Source organism: Paenibacillus sp. DRB1-1 (genome assembly GCF_052119485.1).
GTDB classification, from domain to species: domain Bacteria; phylum Bacillota; class Bacilli; order Paenibacillales; family Paenibacillaceae; genus Paenibacillus; species Paenibacillus polymyxa_B.
The window spans coordinates 2742893-2762918 of the sequence record NZ_JBODQH010000001.1; the positions used below are offsets into that span (position 1 = coordinate 2742893).

Annotated in this window: 18 protein-coding genes and 1 pseudogene; 13 read left to right on the top strand and 6 right to left on the bottom strand. The window is 44.8% G+C overall.

From position 1 onward, the window contains the following. Positions 1 to 5: 5 nt before the first annotated feature. The gene (locus ACQW03_RS12165) at positions 6 to 953 is read right to left on the bottom strand and encodes a Gfo/Idh/MocA family protein (protein ID WP_264454385.1); all 948 of its coding nucleotides are present in this window, start codon (positions 951 to 953) and stop codon (positions 6 to 8) included. Positions 954 to 1065: 112 nt separating this feature from the next. Between ACQW03_RS12165 and ACQW03_RS12170 the strand changes: the two genes are divergently transcribed. Next, positions 1066 to 2025, top strand: coding sequence for a helix-turn-helix transcriptional regulator (locus ACQW03_RS12170; RefSeq protein WP_264454386.1), 960 nt, complete (start codon positions 1066 to 1068; stop codon positions 2023 to 2025). 42 nt (positions 2026 to 2067) lie between these two features. On the opposite strand, the gene ACQW03_RS12175 is transcribed toward ACQW03_RS12170, so the two are convergent. Continuing rightward, positions 2068 to 2313 (bottom strand): DUF6953 family protein, encoded by a 246-nt coding sequence (locus tag ACQW03_RS12175; protein WP_013312611.1) that lies wholly within the window; start codon positions 2311 to 2313, stop codon positions 2068 to 2070. Between the two features lie 213 nt (positions 2314 to 2526). Between ACQW03_RS12175 and ACQW03_RS12180 the strand changes: the two genes are divergently transcribed. Then, positions 2527 to 3927 carry a helix-turn-helix domain-containing protein gene (locus ACQW03_RS12180; RefSeq protein ID WP_025721983.1) on the top strand — a complete coding sequence of 467 codons (1401 nt, stop codon included), beginning with the start codon at positions 2527 to 2529 and terminating at the stop codon, positions 3925 to 3927. 210 nt (positions 3928 to 4137) lie between these two features. Here the strand turns inward: ACQW03_RS12180 and ACQW03_RS12185 are convergent, their stop codons facing one another. Beyond that, the gene (locus tag ACQW03_RS12185; RefSeq protein WP_441949876.1) at positions 4138 to 5874 is read right to left on the bottom strand and encodes an ABC transporter substrate-binding protein; all 1737 of its coding nucleotides are present in this window, start codon (positions 5872 to 5874) and stop codon (positions 4138 to 4140) included. Positions 5875 to 6021: 147 nt separating this feature from the next. Here ACQW03_RS12185 and ACQW03_RS12190 point away from each other — a divergent pair, with 147 nt between their 5' ends. The 4 genes from ACQW03_RS12190 to ACQW03_RS12205 all read left to right on the top strand — a co-directional run bounded on the left by ACQW03_RS12190 (position 6022) and on the right by ACQW03_RS12205 (position 8947). Then, the gene (locus ACQW03_RS12190; protein ID WP_441949878.1) at positions 6022 to 7608 is read left to right on the top strand and encodes a DUF4153 domain-containing protein; all 1587 of its coding nucleotides are present in this window, start codon (positions 6022 to 6024) and stop codon (positions 7606 to 7608) included. A gap of 13 nt (positions 7609 to 7621) precedes the next feature. Beyond that, positions 7622 to 8188, top strand: coding sequence for a hypothetical protein (locus ACQW03_RS12195; protein WP_220030455.1), 567 nt, complete (start codon positions 7622 to 7624; stop codon positions 8186 to 8188). A gap of 9 nt (positions 8189 to 8197) precedes the next feature. Then, positions 8198 to 8347, top strand: coding sequence for a hypothetical protein (locus tag ACQW03_RS12200; protein ID WP_199767862.1), 150 nt, complete (start codon positions 8198 to 8200; stop codon positions 8345 to 8347). Positions 8348 to 8509: 162 nt separating this feature from the next. Further along, positions 8510 to 8947: a hypothetical protein gene (locus tag ACQW03_RS12205; RefSeq protein ID WP_025718346.1), complete on the top strand. Its 438-nt coding sequence runs from the start codon at positions 8510 to 8512 to the stop codon at positions 8945 to 8947. Between the two features lie 73 nt (positions 8948 to 9020). On the opposite strand, the gene ACQW03_RS12210 is transcribed toward ACQW03_RS12205, so the two are convergent. Both ACQW03_RS12210 and ACQW03_RS12215 read right to left on the bottom strand, forming a co-directional pair. Next, the gene (locus ACQW03_RS12210; RefSeq protein ID WP_076292807.1) at positions 9021 to 10136 is read right to left on the bottom strand and encodes a WG repeat-containing protein; all 1116 of its coding nucleotides are present in this window, start codon (positions 10134 to 10136) and stop codon (positions 9021 to 9023) included. Positions 10137 to 10330: 194 nt separating this feature from the next. Then, positions 10331 to 11043: pseudogene (locus tag ACQW03_RS12215) on the bottom strand (SAM-dependent methyltransferase). A gap of 319 nt (positions 11044 to 11362) precedes the next feature. On the opposite strand from ACQW03_RS12215, the gene ACQW03_RS12220 reads away from it, so the two are divergent. The 5 genes from ACQW03_RS12220 to ACQW03_RS12240 all read left to right on the top strand — a co-directional run bounded on the left by ACQW03_RS12220 (position 11363) and on the right by ACQW03_RS12240 (position 15814). Beyond that, complete coding sequence (locus ACQW03_RS12220) at positions 11363 to 11680, top strand: PTS sugar transporter subunit IIB (protein WP_029518773.1); 318 nt, start codon at positions 11363 to 11365, stop codon at positions 11678 to 11680. Further along, positions 11673 to 12005, top strand: a complete 333-nt coding sequence (locus ACQW03_RS12225) for a PTS lactose/cellobiose transporter subunit IIA (RefSeq protein WP_013312602.1) — start codon at positions 11673 to 11675, stop codon at positions 12003 to 12005. Before ACQW03_RS12220 ends, ACQW03_RS12225 begins: the two co-directional genes overlap by 8 nt. A gap of 84 nt (positions 12006 to 12089) precedes the next feature. After that, positions 12090 to 13418 (top strand): PTS cellobiose transporter subunit IIC, encoded by a 1329-nt coding sequence (celB, locus tag ACQW03_RS12230; protein WP_071643900.1) that lies wholly within the window; start codon positions 12090 to 12092, stop codon positions 13416 to 13418. Between the two features lie 73 nt (positions 13419 to 13491). Continuing rightward, positions 13492 to 14901, top strand: a complete 1410-nt coding sequence (locus ACQW03_RS12235) for a glycoside hydrolase family 1 protein (RefSeq protein WP_071644429.1) — start codon at positions 13492 to 13494, stop codon at positions 14899 to 14901. A gap of 202 nt (positions 14902 to 15103) precedes the next feature. Next, a complete protein-coding gene (locus ACQW03_RS12240) occupies positions 15104 to 15814 on the top strand; it encodes a GntR family transcriptional regulator (RefSeq protein ID WP_023990962.1) in 711 nt (236 codons plus the stop codon). Between the two features lie 62 nt (positions 15815 to 15876). On the opposite strand, the gene ACQW03_RS12245 is transcribed toward ACQW03_RS12240, so the two are convergent. Continuing rightward, positions 15877 to 16416 (bottom strand): PadR family transcriptional regulator, encoded by a 540-nt coding sequence (locus ACQW03_RS12245; RefSeq protein ID WP_272639478.1) that lies wholly within the window; start codon positions 16414 to 16416, stop codon positions 15877 to 15879. A 212-nt stretch (positions 16417 to 16628) separates the two neighbouring features. On the opposite strand from ACQW03_RS12245, the gene ACQW03_RS12250 reads away from it, so the two are divergent. Beyond that, on the top strand, positions 16629 to 17900 hold the full coding sequence (locus ACQW03_RS12250; RefSeq protein ID WP_441949883.1) for an L-lactate MFS transporter: 1272 nt from the start codon (positions 16629 to 16631) through the stop codon (positions 17898 to 17900). 36 nt (positions 17901 to 17936) lie between these two features. Then, positions 17937 to 19886, top strand: coding sequence for an oxidoreductase (locus ACQW03_RS12255; protein WP_103047194.1), 1950 nt, complete (start codon positions 17937 to 17939; stop codon positions 19884 to 19886). Positions 19887 to 20026: the final 140 nt, after the last annotated feature.

A 20026-nucleotide genomic window follows, 5' to 3' on the forward strand; every position in this document is an offset into this window, starting at 1 on the left:
CCGGGTTAACGCTGGCCTTGCCCCAGTCTGCTTTTAATCTCAATAGCCACTTTCAGCGCTTGTACAGCCGATTCCAGTGGAATCAGGCTTTCCGAATGTCCACCAAAGCATTCAAGTGCATGATCCAAACTTTTTTCGTATGGATTGGCAGATTCGAGGTTGATTTTTTGCTGTCCTGATGCGGTATACTCATATAATGCGGTAGGTATAAGATCGTTTTCGTCGCTTTCATGAAATACCAGCTTGGCCTTTTCGAAATAAGCTTCATAGGCCACTGTGAAGGGGTAGCTTCCCGGCATGTGGGATGAGGCGATGACTTCTGTGAATGTATCCCGATGCTGAAAGTAAGCACGAACCTGTGCTTGTTCAGGATGGGTAACTTCTGTACCCCAGACTGTAAATGGATCACAGGGGCCTAATAGCCAGGTCAGTAAATCCAGTTCATGAATCATGAACTGAGTAGGGATGGAGCTTAGTCCAAGATCCCCCCACAGAGGAGGCGTTTCTCTTTTCAAAGATAAGGAGATAAGCTTTCCGTACTTCTGTTGGCGGTATGCCTCATACAGATAGGTATAGGCGGGATCAAACTTAATGAACTGGTTGACCAGAATCTTTTTGCCATATTGCTCCGCAGCTTGTTGCATAAGAAGAGCGTCTTCGAGATTAAAGCAAACGGGTGTTTCACAAAATACATGCTTACCGTGCTTTAGCGCATCCACAGCATATGACCTATGCAGGTGGGAGGGCAGGCATAGATCGACGATATCCACGTCTGGATCCAGCAGAATATCCTCTATATTTTGTGTGACTTCTACGTTTAGCTCCTCTTTCAGCTTTTGCAGCTTGGTTTCGTTCCTTCCAAATACCATGATTCTGTTTACCTTGGGATGGTTGTTTAACAATGAGGCATGATATGCGCCGAATCCCGTCCCCAATATTCCAATATTCATCATCCATTACACCCCTTTACTTCTATGATACACACCTATTGCTGCCAACAGGGTGTCAACAATCTTTGCATCATCTTTTCAATTCGGGTTAACCATCTATTGTGGAGGTATGATTGTGAGACTGCATCGTTTAATCGCGATTTTATTATGTATCGAATCTAGAGGGAGAATGAAGGCCAAGGAATTGGCGTTGGCACTGGAAACCTCTGTACGCTCCATTTACAGGGATATCGACCTCCTGGCTGAAGCCGGCGTTCCGATTGTTACCGCATCCGGACCGAAGGGCGGAATTTATTTAATGGAGGGTTATACGGCGAACCTGAAACAGTTGAATGGCGGGGATGTCATTCAGTTGTATTTAACAGGGATGGGCATTTATACAGGTGGGCCCACCGAATCGGGTTTGAAGTTAAAGAATGCTCTGCTCAAACTGGAACAGACGATGCCAGACCCGTATCAGTCCGATATTAAGAAAGCCAAAGCACGGTTTTATTTTGATGATACGCCGTGGTGGACGGAACGTATAGCCATTCCTTGTCTTGAGGCCGTGAGAGCTGCAGTGTGGGGGTCCCATAAAATAACCATTCAATATGAGAAGGCTGACGGAATCTGTTCTTCCCGTCATGTGCATCCCTATGGACTTGTGGTGAAAAAAGGAGATTGGTATCTCATTGCCTTCTGTGAAGTTGGGCAGGAGATTCGGACCTTTAAATGTGAGCGAATCAAGGAGGTTCAGCCGTCTGCGGAAGTGTTTGAGGTTCCGGTCGATTTTTCGCTGGAACATCATTGGATGAGGCAAGAAACCGCGTTTAAGCAGCTTTGTACAGAGAAAGAATACTATCCCGTTCTGATCCGAACGAATAAGAAGCAAGCGGGAATTATAGCGAAAAGAATGGAAATCATCCAGTCTGTACAGGAAGGCAGTCATTTCATTCTAACGGTCAACATGTATAGTTATGAAGCAGCCTGTCGCGATGCTATGGATTGGATCGGTAGGGTTGAAGTTGTGGAGCCTGTAGCACTCCGACAGTTTGTGAAGGAAGAAATTAACCGACTCCAGAGGATATATGGATAAATTATTAAAAAAACACCTGCCTAGGGCAGATGCTTTTGCTTGTTAAGTCCAGGCCCAGAGAAATCCGTCACGATCCCAGGCAATTCTGCCACCATGAAGCTTGCGGAATGCTTTTTTGATTTCTTTTTCCAGAGATACATGACCATGCTCGCTTATAAACACATACTGCTCTCCATACTCAGAGCGTACATATGCAATTGCATCTTCTTGTTTCAGGGTGCCCACTTCACGGATCTGCGCGACCATCCATTGTGCAATTTCTTGTTCTGTTGTAGGGGTGTTGTCCATTTGTCGTATCCTTTCCTGCGTACCGATTGGGTGTAGCTATTCGGCTCACCTCCCCGTAGTATACGGCAATTCGGAGAATTATTGAATTTTTTGATATAAATTTACTTGAGCGGTTGGCTAAGCGGACTTTCTTTTGTATAATTAAGGGAATATTCGCGGGAATTTTCTTTTTTTGTATTGTAATCATGCAAGTAATCCCTGGGGGTGCCTGATTTGAAGGAAACAACCACAATTCGCGCAGAGCTGGAGCAGTACATCAGACGAGAAGGAATTACGATTAGTAAGTTTGGGGAGAACACAGGTATTAATGCAGGAACGATCAGTGCCATTATTAACGGTAATCGTCCGATTGCGATGTTGCTGTTGGATCGGATTGCTGCAGGCATGGGGCTTGAAGAAGGAAGCCTCTATGAGTTATACATTGATGAATTTATACGGAATACGGCACCGAATTGGCGACGGGTTCGTCCCTTTTTGCATCGCTGTGCAGAGCTGAACAAACTGGATTGTATTAAGCAAGTCGTGGAGTTTATGATGGACTATCTCATATACGCCCCAGCTTTGTTTGAGACAGCAGAAGAATTATTCAGTGAAGGCAAGTTCGAGGCTGCGGCAATTATTTATAAAAATGTTTCGGAAAGTGAGAAGTACCAACATTCAGAGCGTCTGGCGCTCTGCCAATACCGTTTATTTACGATTGCCGTTGGCGATGACCAGGACGAAAATTTATGGGCAGCCACACACTTTGAAAGCTTTGTGGAACGATTGGGTGAAGCAGATCAGCTGGATGCCTTAAAAGACCTGGCGAATACCTATGCTTCCTTGCGACGTTGGGATAAAGTAGAGTGGTTAGCTGAAAAAATGGGTCACAGGGCCAAGGTACAATATGAACAAAAATACGGAAATACGAGAAAATCCGAGCGTGGCAAGGAACCCAAAGGTCCCTTGTTTATGTATATTGTATACTCTTACGTGCTGCGTGCCGGGGTGTGTGATGAGCGCGGGGATTACCAAAAAGCACTGGAATATGTATCCTTGTATTCTGATTTGAGCTGGGTACAGGAGGATACAGAAGAAGCGCGTCGTTTGAAGGATCAGTGCAGTAACTGGGCTGAGGCCAACGGGTATCTATATCAGCTGATGTCCGGCAGTCTGGATGTGATTCCACAGTACGTGGACTATTTGGAAAGAAATGAAGGCGAAATTCTGGTAGGTTTGCTCAAAATTATGGTGGCAGCCAATCGTTATGATTTTAATGTGGATCATGTACTGCAACGTTTTGAAAAACAAATTGCGGCATTTGCAGATCAGCATGTCAAGGTAGGCACCTATACGGAGCAAATGTCAGCAGATCTCTATGCACGATTTTTGGCAGAGATGGCTTGTTATGATCTCAACAAACACCGTTATACCAAAGGTATGAAATTCTTGCTTGAGAGCCTTTCCTATTCCGTCGTGCTGAACGGTAATCCTGTAACGATTAAATGTGTAGGATTATTCGAAAAATATCGGCATACTGCCTCTTCTGAGGACAAAGCAGAATATAAAAATCTACTTGGAGAGGTAGAATACTTCCATGATAAAAAAGCTCGTTTTTTCTCTGCTGGTATTTAACGTTTTTATCATCCTGACTTCTTCACCTATTGCTCCCCCTGTAGAAGATCCGAGTGATGTTCACAGTCATGGGGTAGGTGGCTGGGCACTTTCAACTCCTGAACCATCGGCTTAGAGGTTCTAGATAACGGCACTCCAAAAGGTATCCTCTTCTGAAGAAGAGGATACCTTTTTTTGATGTGAAGTGCATTTGAAGGGGCACTTTTGCCGTCAAGAGTGGGGAGTTGGAAGTTGAGCAGGCGGAAACCAGACATGACGCAGATCTACCCAGCCCTGACTGTTAAAAGATACACCGCGCACAGAAGGAAGATAGGCCGTCTGAACGGGCTTTTCATATAAAATATGCAGCTGGTGCTCATCCATGAGCCGAGTTTCGATATGTTCAAATTGCTGCGCCCTAACAGTATGATCGGCCTCCCGTGCAATTTCACGCAGCAGTCTTTCGATATCCACACGGCTATGAGGCTCCACATGCCCAGATACATTGAGATACAAGTCAAACAGGCGTAATTGCTCATCACGGTCACGAAAGAGAGAAAAGATGATTAAGTCTGACTCCATACGGATAGATGAGCTTTTGAATTCATTCATAGATGCGGCCACGATGTTACAGGTATACCCACAGGATTCGAGCTGAGCCGCAACCCGGTCTGCGTCGGCTTTATACTCGGGAATGGTAGCAATTTGTAGTGCCGCCAGTGGTTCATAAGAATCGTTAGATGAATCCACTGCTGGAGGAAGGGAGCGATGATCCAGACATGCTACAATGCGGGCACGTATTTCTGGGTTGCGCAACGGTCCATCCTTGTGTGTATTACATGTGATAAATTTGCGTACCGAAGCCGCCGAGTGAATCTGGCTCCATGCGGTATCCGTATCTCCCGCTGATACGGGATTATGGATAATGTGAAAAGAAGAAGCGGTGTCTTCCGTATCCGACGATTCCAGCTTAGTCGCCCACGGGAGTTGGACAATTTCCACTCGGTCCAGATGAGCTCGGCCTTGAAAATAAGGTGCGAAAGCCTCCAGTGTACACAGGCTTTCGTTCATTTCCGTGACTTTGAATGCCCCTGTACCGACAGGGCGGATGCCAAAGGCGGCTTCACCCACCTGATTAAGCTCACGCGGCACAATCGCAGCCCGGCTGGTACACAGGAAGGATAGAAACAGCTCGTTCGGCTCCTTTAGTACGAAGCGTACTATCGTTGGACTTAGCGCCTGGACGTGCTGAATTTGCCGGACGATAAAATGGTAAAGTCTCCTTCCCGGCGCCCGACTCAGTCGCTCAAAGGTATAGACGACGTCTTCAGCGGTCAGTATTTTTCCGTTATGAAACAACACTTCTTTACGCAGGAAAAAGGTCCACTGTGTACGAGTGGTATCCACCTCCCAAGCGTGCGCCAATCCCGGCAAAATCTCGCCGCTTTCGTTCGCCCGGCGGGCCAGGCCATCAAAGACGTGGCTGGATACGAAGGACTCGGCGAGCCAGTTCAAGTACAACGGGTCCAGCGTATAGAGTTGCTGGCGAATAGGCAGACGCAGCGTGTCGATCTGCTGCTGATCACTGCGCACCTCTGCGTGATGCCCAAAATAATTCAGCAGCCAGCCTTGCAAATGCTCCTGCATGGTGGAGGAGCGTGAATGAACTCGGATCTCATCCAGCGCGCGTTTGATATCATGGCGGTCTATGGCTTGCATCATGGATTGCACGGCAATGTCTTCCGGCTGAATGAGGAAGCGCAGACTGGAGCGGCGACCTCTGCCTCGGCGAGGAGTCCATTGTATCCAGTCGTGCTGCTCCATTTTCTGAATGATCATCAAGGCGTTGCGGTGAGTACAGTCAAAAATAGCCGCCAGCTCATCCAGCGTCGTCTCTATGGTATGGTTTTCGTCCTTGTCGTCAGCTGCGTGTGAGTGAAGCCGTAAAAATTGGGCATGGAGTTTCATTCAAGGTTGCTCCGTTTCCCCTATATTTGATTAAAAGCGTAGCCACTTTTATAAAATAGGAAATTTTGTTTGAATTAATTTCTCTTTATCTTCTTATTTTATCATCTACAATAAGGGTTATAAAGCATATTTGTGGAGGTATTTACCATGCATGACAAGATGAATGGAACGTCTTTGCCGAAAACGTCGTTTCTGTCCGCCTTTGCTGGCGCAATTGTGTTGGCGCTGGTTCATCAATATCTGTTTTACGGACATGGGCTGGGCGTGTCTATGCCAATTTTTGTTATTGTGTTTTACGCCTATATGTATGCCTTTAATCGAGATCGTTTCCAGTTAGGATCATGGATAGGGCGTTTGCTGTTTGTGATCATTTTCATGCTGGCATTGACATATGCGCTGTTCAATAATCCGGTCCTGTATGTGTTAAATGCGCTGGCGATACCTGCTCTGATTAGCGTACATATGGTGCTGCTGTTTGGGGAGAAAAGGCATGGCTGGTCAGAACCCGGTATTATTGGTCAGGCGTTAAGCCATTGGTTTTATCAAAACTTTCGTCATATCGTGACCCCCTTTCGGATGGTCAAGACAGTAGCCCTTCGGAATGTAAAGGATGAGCGTAAGCGTGTATTGGGCAAAGTGATGATTGGTTTACTTATTGCCTTGCCGCTACTGTTCATTATCATATCTTTGCTGGCTTCGGCGGATGGGATGTTCGAAAAGTTGTTAGCTGGAGTACCCGAATGGATCGGAACGCTGTCCTTTGGGAATGGCATGCTGCGGCTGATCTGGACCTGCTTTTTCACCTTCTGTTTCTTCTGTTATTTGTGGGGATTTGTACAGCCTGCTCCGCGTAATACGCAGAGAGAGACCCAATCATGGCACGGATTAGACGAGCGCACGAATGGCCAAACCACTGAGTATGATGGTCACTCTTCAGTGATGATTGACCGACCAACGGTGCCTTACCACGAGCCGATTGCGATCAAGTTTGATCCTGTAATCACCGCTACGGTGCTGATTGTCATGAATTTGGTGTATGTTGTATTCGTTGTGTTGCAGTTCGGATATCTGTTTGGTGCATGGGAAGGTGCTCTGCCCGAAGGAACCTCGTATGCTGAATATGCGAGAAGAGGATTCGGGGAGCTGGTTATGGTAACAGGTATCAACTTTGTGCTGATGATCAGTGTATTGAAGTGGACTGAATTTGGCTCAGGTATAGTGCAAAAAATGAACAGCGGCCTGCTGTACATACTCGTTGGTTGTTCGGGTGTGATGCTGTACTCGGGATATACCCGGCTGGTTATGTACGAAGAAGCATACGGCTATACGTACACCCGCTATTTGGTACACGCGTTTATGATTTTTCTGGGCTTGCTACTGCTTATTGCAGCAGTACGCATTCATTTCCGTCAACTGCCGTTGGCGAAATATTATATTGTACTCGCTCTGGTTGCCTATGTCGTCGTGAACTATGTGGGCATTGATATACGGATTGCTGAAAATAATCTCGAACGGTATCGTACGACATCGGTGATAGATAAGGAATATTTGAGTGAGCTATCGGCAGACGCGATTCCGCTGCTGATTGACTTTAGCCGTAAGGAACATGGAGCGCTGGATGAGTTTTTACAAGCCCGTTTGACGAGCATGACGAGAGAAGAATCGGCTTGGCCTGAATTCAATTGGGCAAAGTATCGAGCGCAACGGGAATTGCACGACTATATTTTGGAATGAGAGGTGTTTGGGAATGATCGGAACAGATGCATTACAGGGTATGGTATTGGAGCTACAGGATGAGATGTCACAGTATCAGCATCAGTTTGGGGTAAGACGAAACCATTTTCTCGCGGAGGCTATGTCCTACGGAATGAGTGAGGAGGAATGTCAGTCTTATGCTATCCAGAGTATTGGTCCGGTCGTTCCCGTCGCCTGTATGCCTACGTTGGCCCCCGGTAAAACCCGACCACTCAGTCCAATGCTGGCAGCGCGGTACCGATATGCGGGGGATTGGAAGGACATCGATGAGCATCTGCTCCTGCCAGATGAAGTGCTGCGGATCGCAGGTACAGAGCAGTTCCGCAGCTGGATCAGCGATATGCGAAATTACTGGGTGGAATCGGCTCCATACCGATTCGGGGATGATCGTCTTTCGCTGCTGTCGGTTGCGAGCGAGGAAGAGGGTCACTTTTCCATGCTCGTCTGGAAGGAGCCCGGTGAAGAGCCAGAAGTATGGACGTATGCTTTGCAGCATGAATACCGATTCAGTCATCTGCTCCATTGGTTCAAGTGGCTGAACGGGCGGAGTGAAGAATGAGAGGTACAGATGATGAAAAAGAATCGTAATTGGATCGTGCTATTTATCGGCATCGCTCTGATGGTGGGGGCAGCAGACTATTTAACACAAGTTAAGCCTACGACTCCTCCTGAGCTTATCGTTCCCACCGTAATCAGTGAAGAAAGCCTTCAGTTATGAGAATGAAGGTAATTTTTTATGGTATTACGTTGTTAAAGTAAGCCGGAATTCACCCTAATAGTTGAGAGGGAATTGAGGCCAACATCAATTGAATGTGGAGCCATTCAGATGTTCAAGCGACTCCGTCATTTCCTCTACAACTTATATTCAGGGGGAATTTCAATGGCTAGAAGTGCAAGTACTTACGCATCTGTAATTGACGGTTTTAAGGTAGAAACGAACAAAAAGTATTCACCAGTAGGTGGAACGAAATGTAATATTTTCGCGCAAGATGTGATGTCTGCGATGTCGGCACCCTTGCCAAGTGGTTTAGCCAATCAAATGGCTGATGCTTTACTGAATAAAAAGGCGCCGGGCTGGGACTCTGTAACCTTTCAGGATGCTCAAAAAAGAGCAAATCTAGGGTATCCTACCATCGGAATCAAAAAAGCGGATGGTCATGGTCATGTAGTCGTTGTCAGACCGAAGGGTTCATCGATTACGATTTTGAAAGAGGTACAGGTTGCTCAGGCGGGAACCAAAAATTATAACAGTAATACCATTAATTATTCGTGGGTGGCAGCAGATCTGCCTGGAGTGAAATTCTACACACACGACTAATTATATTCAATATATTGGAAAATTAATGACCCCGGAAGCAGATTCACTCGATCTGTCTCCGGGGTCGTCTTTTTTATTTTGAAAGCGAACGTTTAGATACAATGAACGCTTTGCCTGGCTTGATAAAAGCAACAGCATAGCCATTGGAGAAGGAGGAGGATTCCGCTCTGTACTCAAGTTTAGTCAGCAGTTGCCCCTGACGATTGATGTAACCGAATTTGCCGTCTGAGACGGATGATTGTGTTTGTTTACCGACTAAAGCAAGGCCTTCTTTGAACGGAGAGGTAACATCATATTTTTGTTGATATTTAATGACCAGCGTTCCGTTTTTATCAATAAATCCGACTTCGTTTTTTGCATTTTTCACACTCGCCAGGCCTTCACTAAAATCTTGGGCATCCGTAAATTTAAAGGGAATCGCGACTTTTCCCTGTTTATTGATGAATCCCCATTTCCCCTTGGTATTTTGCACCGGCGCCAATCCTTCCGAGAAGTCTCCACCGGATTTATATTGAGGAGGAATGACTTCTTTCCCTGCTGTATTGATATACCCGTATAGCCCTTTGCTATTCTGAACAATAGCTAAGCCATCCGAGAAACCACGACTGTATTTATATTTATAAGGAATTGCTAGTTGACCAGAGGCATTCACAAAACCGATCTTGCCAGTGTTGGGGGCATAGGCGAGGGCCAGACCGTCTGTAAATACATATTCTGACTCCACATTTTCTTTAAAATGAGAAAGGATTTTTCCCGTTCGATCTATAATTGCATTTTCTTTGGTGTCTGCTATGGTTACCTTGGCTTTTCCTTCAGAAAAGAAATTGGCTTCGGTATATTGGCAAGGGATGATCAGTGCCCCTTTGGTGTTAATGTATCCATAGAGATTGGTTTTTGTATTTTTCACGACGGCTCGCTGCTCATGAAAATCACCAATGGGTTTAAGCTCGGCGGGAAGTGAGAAAGCTTTCTCTCCTTTGGAATTGTAATACACGAGGTTTCCAGCGGATGTTTCAGCGGCTAATAAGCCATCATGAAAAGCACCATCGCTCAGCGGGCGAGCAACGTTGTAATCCAGAGCAGTTTTAGAAACTTCAATGGTTGTTGTACTGGATGCGGCCCAGCCTGTTCCAATAACGGAGAGGCTAGTAACCAGAATCAATGCAGCTAATCCTAACTTTTTTAACATGCATAAGCTCCTTTGTGAGTTGATTTTTTAACTTTGGGCTTCGAAAAGCCTTACCCTCATACGTAAGGTCTTCCATAATATAGACGATAAAAATGTAGGAATGTTTCTTGATATTCTAAAATTTTCTAATTATCATCTCAATAACCAGAAAGGGAGCAAGCTAATCGCTTGCTCCCTCTACACCTAAAATTGCCCTATATCTTTCGGATGCTCAACAGAGAGTTACCGTTACGCATAAACTCATACGGAACCTTGGTCTCTGTCACCCGTAAGCCTTCTGCCTCCAGCTCAAGAATCAAACGATCTAGCAGGTCGTAACGAGTTCCCGTTAAATCGGTCAGAGGAAAAATGCGGACTTCCTCTGAAGCCACTCGCAGCAGTTCGTGTACGGTATTCTTATGAAACTCATAGTCGAGTCGATCACTATACATAAACAGAAAATGGGCAGACAGCACGATATTAAACTGTTCATCTTCAAAGGGAAGCTCCGGCAGTACCGCAGCAACGTAGCGTTCCGGGTGCTTCCTCATATCCTGCGTGCAATCCTGGAGTGCTTGATGGCGCTGCTCGCTAAGCCCTTGCACATCTCCATAACAGCTCCAAGCATAATTATCTTTAGCACGCTCTAGCGTTTCCATTGCATGCTCAATATCCAATAGGCCTTTGCGTTTCAGATCATCAATCTTGTGATCGTAGGCGATATCACTTGCGGTGATATCCAGCGAGGCTTTGGTGCCCAGAGCGGTGAATGAACATGCTCCCGCAGGACAGTCCAAAATCTTTTTGCCTACAAGTTCAGGAATGTGCAATTGAACATTTGTACGTACTCCTCAAACGTACGGCCGATGAACACGACCCGGTCTAACTCTTGCTTGCTTTTACTTTGACTCTTCTCATCTCTACTCATCTCTTCTCACCTCAGCTATTCTTTGGCTACGGAGGGGCTATCAAGTTTACTCCGTAAGCCCATGTTAACATTTTATAGAATCGAATAACATATCATTAGGCAGGATCTCTTATAGTGAAAATCGATTATTATTGAGAGATTAAAGTTAAGAGATCATGTTCATTTTCAAGAAAAAAAGTGAAGAAGTAGTGTCATTTTAAAAAAAGTCTATACATATAAATTAAATGTATAGACAAATCAAAAGACTGGATTTATAATTACGCTGTAAACGTTTTCTAGTACTTAACATCCAATAAGACCTTGAAGGGAAGGAATAACCATGAAGAAAATTTTACTGGCGTGCAGCTCAGGTATGTCTACAAGTTTGCTGGTTACTAAGATGCAGGAATATGCTAAGTCCATTGGGGACGAGGCTGAAATTTGGGCAGTAGGTCAAGATCAGGCGGCAGAAGACATGGCTAAGGCTGACGCGGTATTGATTGGCCCGCAAATGAGTTTTCTGAAAGGACAACTGGAAAAGGAAGCAGCTCCATATGGTATTCATGTAGAAGTAATCGACATGATGGCCTACGGAATGGTTGATGGTAAGAAAGCCTATGAACAGGCCGTGAAGCTGGTGGAACGCAAAAATGGATAAAGTCAATATAGCTGAACTGACGGAAGAGCAAATTAGTTTCCAACTTATTCTTCATAGTGGAAGCGCTCGCAGTAAAGTAATTCAGGCGCTGACCGAATACCGAAATGAGAATGTAGAAGGTGCGGACGAACTGCTCAAACAAGCCAAGCAGGATTTACGTGCTGCGCATGATATCCATTTTCAAATGGTTAAGAAGGAAGCGGGAGGTACCCAAACTCCTTTCTCGCTCCTTCTGATGCATGCCGAGGATCATCTGATGTCCACGGTTACCATGAAGGATCTGGTTCTAGAATTGCTGGAGCTGTTCAAATCCAGAAATTTATAACGAAACATGTAAGTTTGTGAAATTTGGGACATGAAAAGCTTGCAACCCTATTGATGCAAGTCACTTCGCGGGGAGGAATAGGCTTTGTTTGAAAAATTAAGCCGGATACTGATACCTATTGCCGGTAAACTGAACAATAACCGCTATCTTACTGTACTGCGTGATGCATTTATGCTGTCATTTCCATTAACAGTTTTTGGATCCATTATCGTCGTTATTATCAATCTGCCGTTTCTAAAAGGGTGGATGGGCGATAGCAATTATGCGACTTTTAGCAGTCTGCTGAACATTGCGCCTAATGCCACACTGAATATCATGACCTTATTTGTAATCGTCGGGATTGGTTATTACCTATCTCGAAGTTATAAGGTCGAGCCCATATTTGGCGGCATGATTGCGTTGGCCTGTTTCTTGATGCTCACCCCGTTTGTGCTGACACAAGAAAGCGGTGCCACGATTGCTGGTGTCATTCCGGTTGATCGGATCGGCGCCAAAGGCATGTTCCTTGGTATGATCGTCGCTTTTATCGCGGCAGAGATATACCGAAAGGTGACGCAGCGGAATTTTGTCATTAAAATGCCTCCAGGCGTTCCGCCGGCAGTTGCCAAATCATTTGCCGCTTTGCTTCCGGCATGTATTACATTGGGCATATTTTTGATCATTAATGTTGTAGTTACACTGACCCTTCATAATAACCTGCATGATCTGATTTATCATGCTGTACAGGCACCTCTGGTGCATTTGGGCAGTGGCATTATACCTACATTGATTGCTATTTTCTTTGTTCAGCTTTTATGGTTCTTTGGGCTTCATGGTCAAATTATTATTAACTCGGTTATGGACCCAATCTGGAATACGCTGGCACTTGAAAACTATGAGGCGTACTCCAAAGGAGCAGAACTGCCGCATATCATTACCAAGCAGTTTGTGGATATTTACACCGTAGGTATCGGTGGTACAGGTATGACACTGGCTGTCGTGCTTTCGATTCTGATCTTCCTGAAGAGTAAGCAATTGAAGCAGGTCAGTAAGCTGGCCCTTGGACCGGGTCTGTTTAATGTCAACGAACCCGTCATATTCGGTCTGCCGATTGTGATGAATCCGCTTATTTTTGTTCCATGGGTTATTTCTCCAATGATCGTTACGCTGATTACTTACTTTGCCATGACCACCGGGATTGTGCCGCCGCCAAACGGAATTCAGGTTCCTTGGACGATGCCGTTGTTCTTTAGTGGAATGATGGCTACGGGCTCCCTGATGGGTGGCGTGCTGCAGTTGTTTAATATGGCTGTCGTCTTTGTCATCTGGTTCCCGTTCCTGAAAATTATTGATCGGATGAACGTTCGTAAAGAGCAGGAAGAGGAGCTTAGCCAAGCAGCCATTGCTGGTAAGGATCAAACTGTTGGAATGTAATGTGAATAAGCTGCTAGATTAGCAGCTTATTCATTGCAAAAGAGAGAGGAGTAGAGCTGTGAATCATACCGAAATGAAAGATATAGAGCAGCAAACCATTCAATACCGTTTTCCATCCGACTTCTGGTGGGGTTCCTCAGCTTCGGCTACCCAAACAGAAGGAACCGTGGAGGGAGACGGCAAAGGACCGAACATTTGGGATTATTGGTTTGAGCAGGAGCCGAACCGTTTCTATGATGGGGTTGGCCCTGCCGATACGTCCCGTTTCTATACCCGTTACAAAGAGGATATTGCACTCATGAAAGAGCTTGGCCACAACTCTTTCCGGTTCTCTATTTCCTGGTCACGCCTGTTTCCGGCAGGGAAAGGTGCAATAAACCAGCAGGCGGTTCAATTCTATACTTCCGTCATTGAGGAGTTGCATCAGGCGGGTATTGAGCCGTTTGTGAACTTGTATCATTTTGATTTGCCGATGGCTTTACAGGAAAATGGAGGCTGGGTGAACCGGGAGACGGTCGAAGCTTACGTGGCTTACGCTAACACTTGCTTTGAGCTATTCGGGGATCGTGTAGCCAAATGGTTTACGCATAACGAGCCGATTGTCCCGGTGGAAGGCGGCTATCTATACGATTTCCACTATCCGAATGAAGTGGATTTCGGCAAAGCTGTACAGGTGGGATATCATACCCTGTTATCGAGCGCCAGTGTCATTAAGGCTTATAGAGAAGGCGGTTATAAGGGCAAAATCGGAATTATTTTGAACCTGACGCCGACTTATCCGCGTAGTCAGCATCCGGCAGACGTGCAGGCTGCTGAAATATGCGACGCGTTCTTTAACCGTTCCTTTTTAGACCCATCTGTGACGGGAGAATTCAATCCTTTGCTCGTGGAGCTGTTACGCCAAGAGGGATATGTACCAAGCATGGAAGACGGAGATCGGGAGATTATACGCCAGGGCACTGTGGACCTGCTGGGGATTAACTATTATCAGCCGCGCAGAGTCAAGGCTCGCGAAAGTCTGCCGAACCCGGATGCGCCTTTTGTGCCGGAACATTTCTTCGATTATTACGTCATGCCTGGTCGCAAGATGAATGAGATGCGGGGCTGGGAGATTTATGAAAAAGGCATTTACGACATTCTGACTAACGTTAGAGAAAATTATGGCAACATTGAATGCTTCATTTCAGAAAACGGAATGGGTGTTCAAGGTGAAGAAAAGTTCAGAGATGAACAGGGCATGATCCGCGATGACTATCGCATTGATTTTATCCGTGAGCATCTCAAATGGGTCCAACGAGCGATCTCAGAAGGCTCCAATGTGAAGGGCTATCACTTATGGACGTTTATGGACAACTGGTCCTGGACGAATGCTTATAAGAATCGCTATGGTTTTGTGTCTGTCGATCTTCAGAACGGTGGCAAGAGATCCGTTAAACAGAGTGGGCACTGGTTCAAACAGGTGATCGAGAATAACGGATTCTAAGGTGGTCCTCCGGACCGCCTTTTTTTCTTCATCATCGTCAAAGAACTGTGCTGTACGCCGCTGGTGAGAAAGTATAATGTTCGGTATACTTACTTATACCGTAATACCTTAACGTCCCGCCTGCAGAACAAAAAGAACCAGCGCTACCGATGTTTTGGTAAAATGCTGACATAAAACAATTTTTAGTACAGGTGGTAGACAGATGAACAAATACGAGCGGATTGCACAAGAGGTCAAAGAGCGGATTATGAATAAGACCTATAGCAGTGATGATCCGATTCCCGATGAGATCTCACTGGCAAAAGAGTTTCGTGTAAGTCGGATGACGATTAAGCGGGCATTGGACACTTTGGTGATGGACGGGTTGCTGAATCGTAAAAGAGGACACGGAACCTTTATCGTCAAATCAGTTCACAATGGCCCTGTTAACGTTGTCGTAAATGAAATGCTGGGGTTAACCAACGTACTGCGCGGGAAAGAGATCAAAAATAAAATCGTCGCCTTTGACGTTCAATTTCCATCCGAAGAGGTAGCGACCCATCTATTTATTGATGCCAATTCTCCTGTATATCATGTGATCCGTCTGCGTGTCGTGGAGGGTGAGCCCTACGTTATCGAGCGCACATACATGCCCACGAAGCTGATCAGCGGTATTACAGAGGAGGTGCTGTACGGCTCGGTGTACAAACATATTAAGGAGGAGCTGGGACTTAATATTGTCGGTTCACACCGTACCATCCGGGCATCCAAGTCGACGGAACTGGATCGGGAGCATTTGGACTGCGCAGCGGATGATCCAATCTTGGAAATTGAGCAGGTGGGTTATCTGGATACGGGTATACCATTTGAATACTCGTTCTCGCGGCATCGGTACGATAAATTTGTGTTTACCACAGTGAATCGGATGCGTTGATTAGTAAAAAAAAGCATAAGGGTTCGAGCTACCTATTCTCGAATCCTTATGCTTTTTTGTGTTTACGTGTTTTTACAATAAGCAATAAAACTTTCTATCCATTGTATGGTTATAGTTTCGCGTAAAATAGCACCATCTAATACAAGATAATCGCCAAAATTATCACTATCAAGAGGAGGAATAGTTTCATAGCGTTCTTTATTTTTGCGTAAATGTTCCAGCCTATCTTGATGTTGAAGCAGCTGATGTTCCAACAAATATAATCGGGTTGTTATATCCAGATGATTAGAAAAATACATTCTCAGCCTAAACACATCTTTGGGAGTGGGTTCAATAGGCTCTGCTTTTTTTAGCCATTGTAAAAAATCTTCTTTGCCTTTCTCCGTAATCGAATACAACTTTTTTTCTAAAATTTCTCCGCTAATTTGGATCTCGTAGACGATAAGTCCCTCATTAAGCAGTTTTTTTAATTCTGGATAGATCTGACTATGCTTTGCAGTCCAAAATTCGCCTAAATCTTTACTGAATTCTTTACCTATATCATAACCAGTCATAGGTTCTTTATTTAACAAGCCCAGAATGGCATATTTTAAAGTTCTCATAAGGCACTCTTCCTAACATTTTCGTCGTTTATTGGTTAAGTATAACATATTTAGCGAGTCCACAATAAGATTGATATATTATTGAAAACATATTTAATAAAACATATAACTACATACATGTTCCTGTTGATATATTACAAAGCGCGTGTTAATATTAATTCGAAATATGTGAATGATTTCACAATACAACGACGAGGGAGAAGAAGATCTCAGTGGAACTTACAAAAAAGAGATGGATTATTCTGATTGCAAGCTGTTTTATTAATCTGTGTATTGGATCAATTTACGCGTGGAGTGTATTTTCTGCCCCAATGGCAGAATATTTGAGCAGCATCACAGGACTTAGTTTAACACCGGGGAATTTGGCTATTGCATTTACGATTACAAATTCGGTAGGTCCTATCACGATGATTTCAGGTGGCTGGATTAATGATCGATTCGGGCCCAAGAAAGTGATCTTTGTAGGGGGCTTGCTATTTGGAGGCGGTATGATTTTATCAGGATTTGCAACATCTGTAGGTTACCTGGTATTGGCTTACGGTATCGTACTCGGCCTAGGAACGGGAATGGTTTACGGATGCACAATTAGCAACTCTATTAAGTTTTTCCCTGACAAAAGAGGATTAGTTGGCGGTATAACAACGGCTGCTTATGGAATAAGCTCAGTTATTATACCTCCTATTGCCAATAGTTTAATCAGTAGGTCTGGTGTGACATCAGCATTCATTATCATCGGTATAGCATTTCTTATTATTGTATGTGCTGCTTCTTTCTTCATTGAGAAATGTCCATCTGATTTTGTTCCTGCAGGATGGACACCCAAGACTGTAAATGTTGGCCGTTCTATTCAGAACGACAAAGACTGGAAAGGCATGCTCTCAAGCCCTCTGTTTTATATCATGATCTTGTTATTAATGTGTGGTGCTTTTGCCGGACTCATGTGTACATCACAAGCTTCTCCTATAGCTCAGAAAATGATTGGTATGTCTGCGGCAGCCGCTACGACAGTTGTTTCCGTATTGGCATTGTTTAACACGGGCGGACGAATCGTTGCAGGCTATATTTCGGACAAAATCGGTCGAATCAATACCCTGGCTTTTTCTTCTGTCTTTTCGGTCATAGGACTCACATTGCTTTATTTTTCAGGCGAAGGTAGTGTGTTGACATTCTATATTGGTATTTCAGTTATTGGTTTATGCTTTGGTGCACTGATGGGGGTATTTCCTGGATTTACTGCCGATCAGTTTGGTGTGAGAAATAATAGTGTGAATTATGGAATTATGTTTATTGGATTTGCAACAGCAGGATACTTTGGCCCATCCATTATGAGTCATGTTTACAGCACAGACAGTAGCTATCAGAGAGCTTTTGTCATTGCGGCCGTACTTGGCATAACTGGACTTGTTCTAACATTTGTATATAAGTTCACTACCCGAAAAAATCAGAAGATGGCTGTGGATATGAATCAGAAAGCTATCAATTAACCCATAGCAATAAATACAGATAAGGAGCATGAGATCATGCAAAGAAAATATCCCAATCTATGTAAACCAATCACAATTGGAAATGTGACTTTCAGAAATAGAATGTTTGGCTCTCCTATGGGAGGTACGGATATTACAGCAGACTGCACTATTGGACCGAAATCTACAGCTTTTTATGAATTAAGAGCCAAAGGCGGTGCTGCGTCAGTCACGGTCAGTGAAGTTGTAGTTCATCCCGAAACGGAAGCTTCCCATATGTACCATCTGGATCTGGGGACAGTAGATTCTCTTGCTAGTTTCACCTATACTGCAGACGCTATTCGCCGTCACGGGGCAATTGCCAGTGTGGAATTGTCTCATTCTGGACAGTATGCAGGAACTTATCTGACTGACAAAAATAAGAAACAAGGACTTGCTCAGTGGGGACCCAGCCCCGGAGTACGCCCGGATGGCAGAGAAGTAAAGGAACTCTCGCAAGAACTAATTGATGATATCGTAGCAGCTTATGGTAGATGTGCTGGACTTGCCAAGAGAGCAGGTTATGAAATGATTATGGTTCATGGCGGACATGGATGGTTGATTAATCAGTTTTTTTCTCCTTATTTCAACCGCAGAACAGACAAGTATGGCGGAACTTTGGAAAACAGGGTGCGTTTTGCACAGGAGGTTCTGGACAGTGTCCGTGAAGCGGTGGGTTCTGGCTTCCCAATCGAGTTTAGAATGAGTGGTTCGGAGTTATTTGAAGGTGGCTATGACCTGACAGAAGGTATAGAAATTGCTAAATTAATCGAATCAAGAGTCGATTTACTCCATGTATCTGCAGGAACTTATCAGACAGGCTTTGGTATCACACATCCTTCGATGTTCTTGCCTCATGGAAGTAACGTTTATCTTGCAGCAGAGATTAAGAAGCATGTAAGTGTTCCGGTTGCAACGGTCGGCGGATTAAATGACCCGGCTCAAATGGAAGAAATCATTGCCAGCGGTCAGGCGGATGTTGTTGAAATGGCTCGCGCACTGCTTGCTGATCCAGAGCTTCCAAGAAAGGTGATGAGCAACCGCGACGAGGACATTATTAAATGTCTGAGATGCTTCACCTGTATGGCAGAACGTGCAGAAACATCCACAAGACGCTGTACGGTTAACCCATTAATTGGTCGTGAGATGGATGGAACAGAAATTTACCCTTCCCCTAATCCACGCAAGGTTTTAGTAGCCGGTGGAGGCCCAGGCGGGCTTTATGCAGCTCTTACTGCAGCCAAACGCGGACATAAAGTTATTCTATGTGAGAAGGCTGACGAGGTAGGCGGTATTTTGAGGGGAGAGCAGGCGATTCCTTTTAAATATGAGATGTATGAATTAGGTGTTACTCTCGGAAAGCTGGCTAAAGACGCTGGCGTTGAGATCCGTTTGAATACACCTGTTACTAAAGAGTATGCAGAGAAAGAAAATGTTGATGCGTTAATTATAGCAGCTGGTTCCGCAGCAATTGTTCCTCCAATTCCTGGATTGAATGGTGATAACGTAGTCATTGTTAATAACTACTACCTGGAGCAGGACAGGGTCAGCGATAGCGTAGTCGTATTGGGAGGAGGTCTGGCAGGCTGTGAAGCAGCCATTCACCTTGCTCAGGAAGGTAAGACTGTTCATCTGGTAGAGATGAGAGCAGAGCTGGCTCCGGATGCTAATATTAGACATCGTCCCATTATGTTAAAAGAAATCGAAAAGAATAACATTCAAGTTCATTTAGGATTTAAAGGGCTATGTGTTACACAAGAAGGTGTTGTTTGCGCTGATCAAAATGGTGAAGAACATCTTGTTCCAGGTACTTCAGTCATTTGTGCGCTTGGACAACGGCCAAGAAGAAACGTAGTAGATGAGTTAATTGATTGTGCACCTTATGTCGCACAAATCGGAGATTGCGTTAAGGCATCTACCATCACGACTGCAATATATCAAGGATATCATGCAGCGCTTGATATCTGATTATCTGCGACTCACTATCACTGCCCGGCATGTGATACTTCAGGAGTCTAAGAGAGGCACTCGAACATAGCGGTTCAACACAAATCGCACAGCTCCTGCAAATGGGTACAACATTGCGCAAGAGCTGTGCGATATTTTTT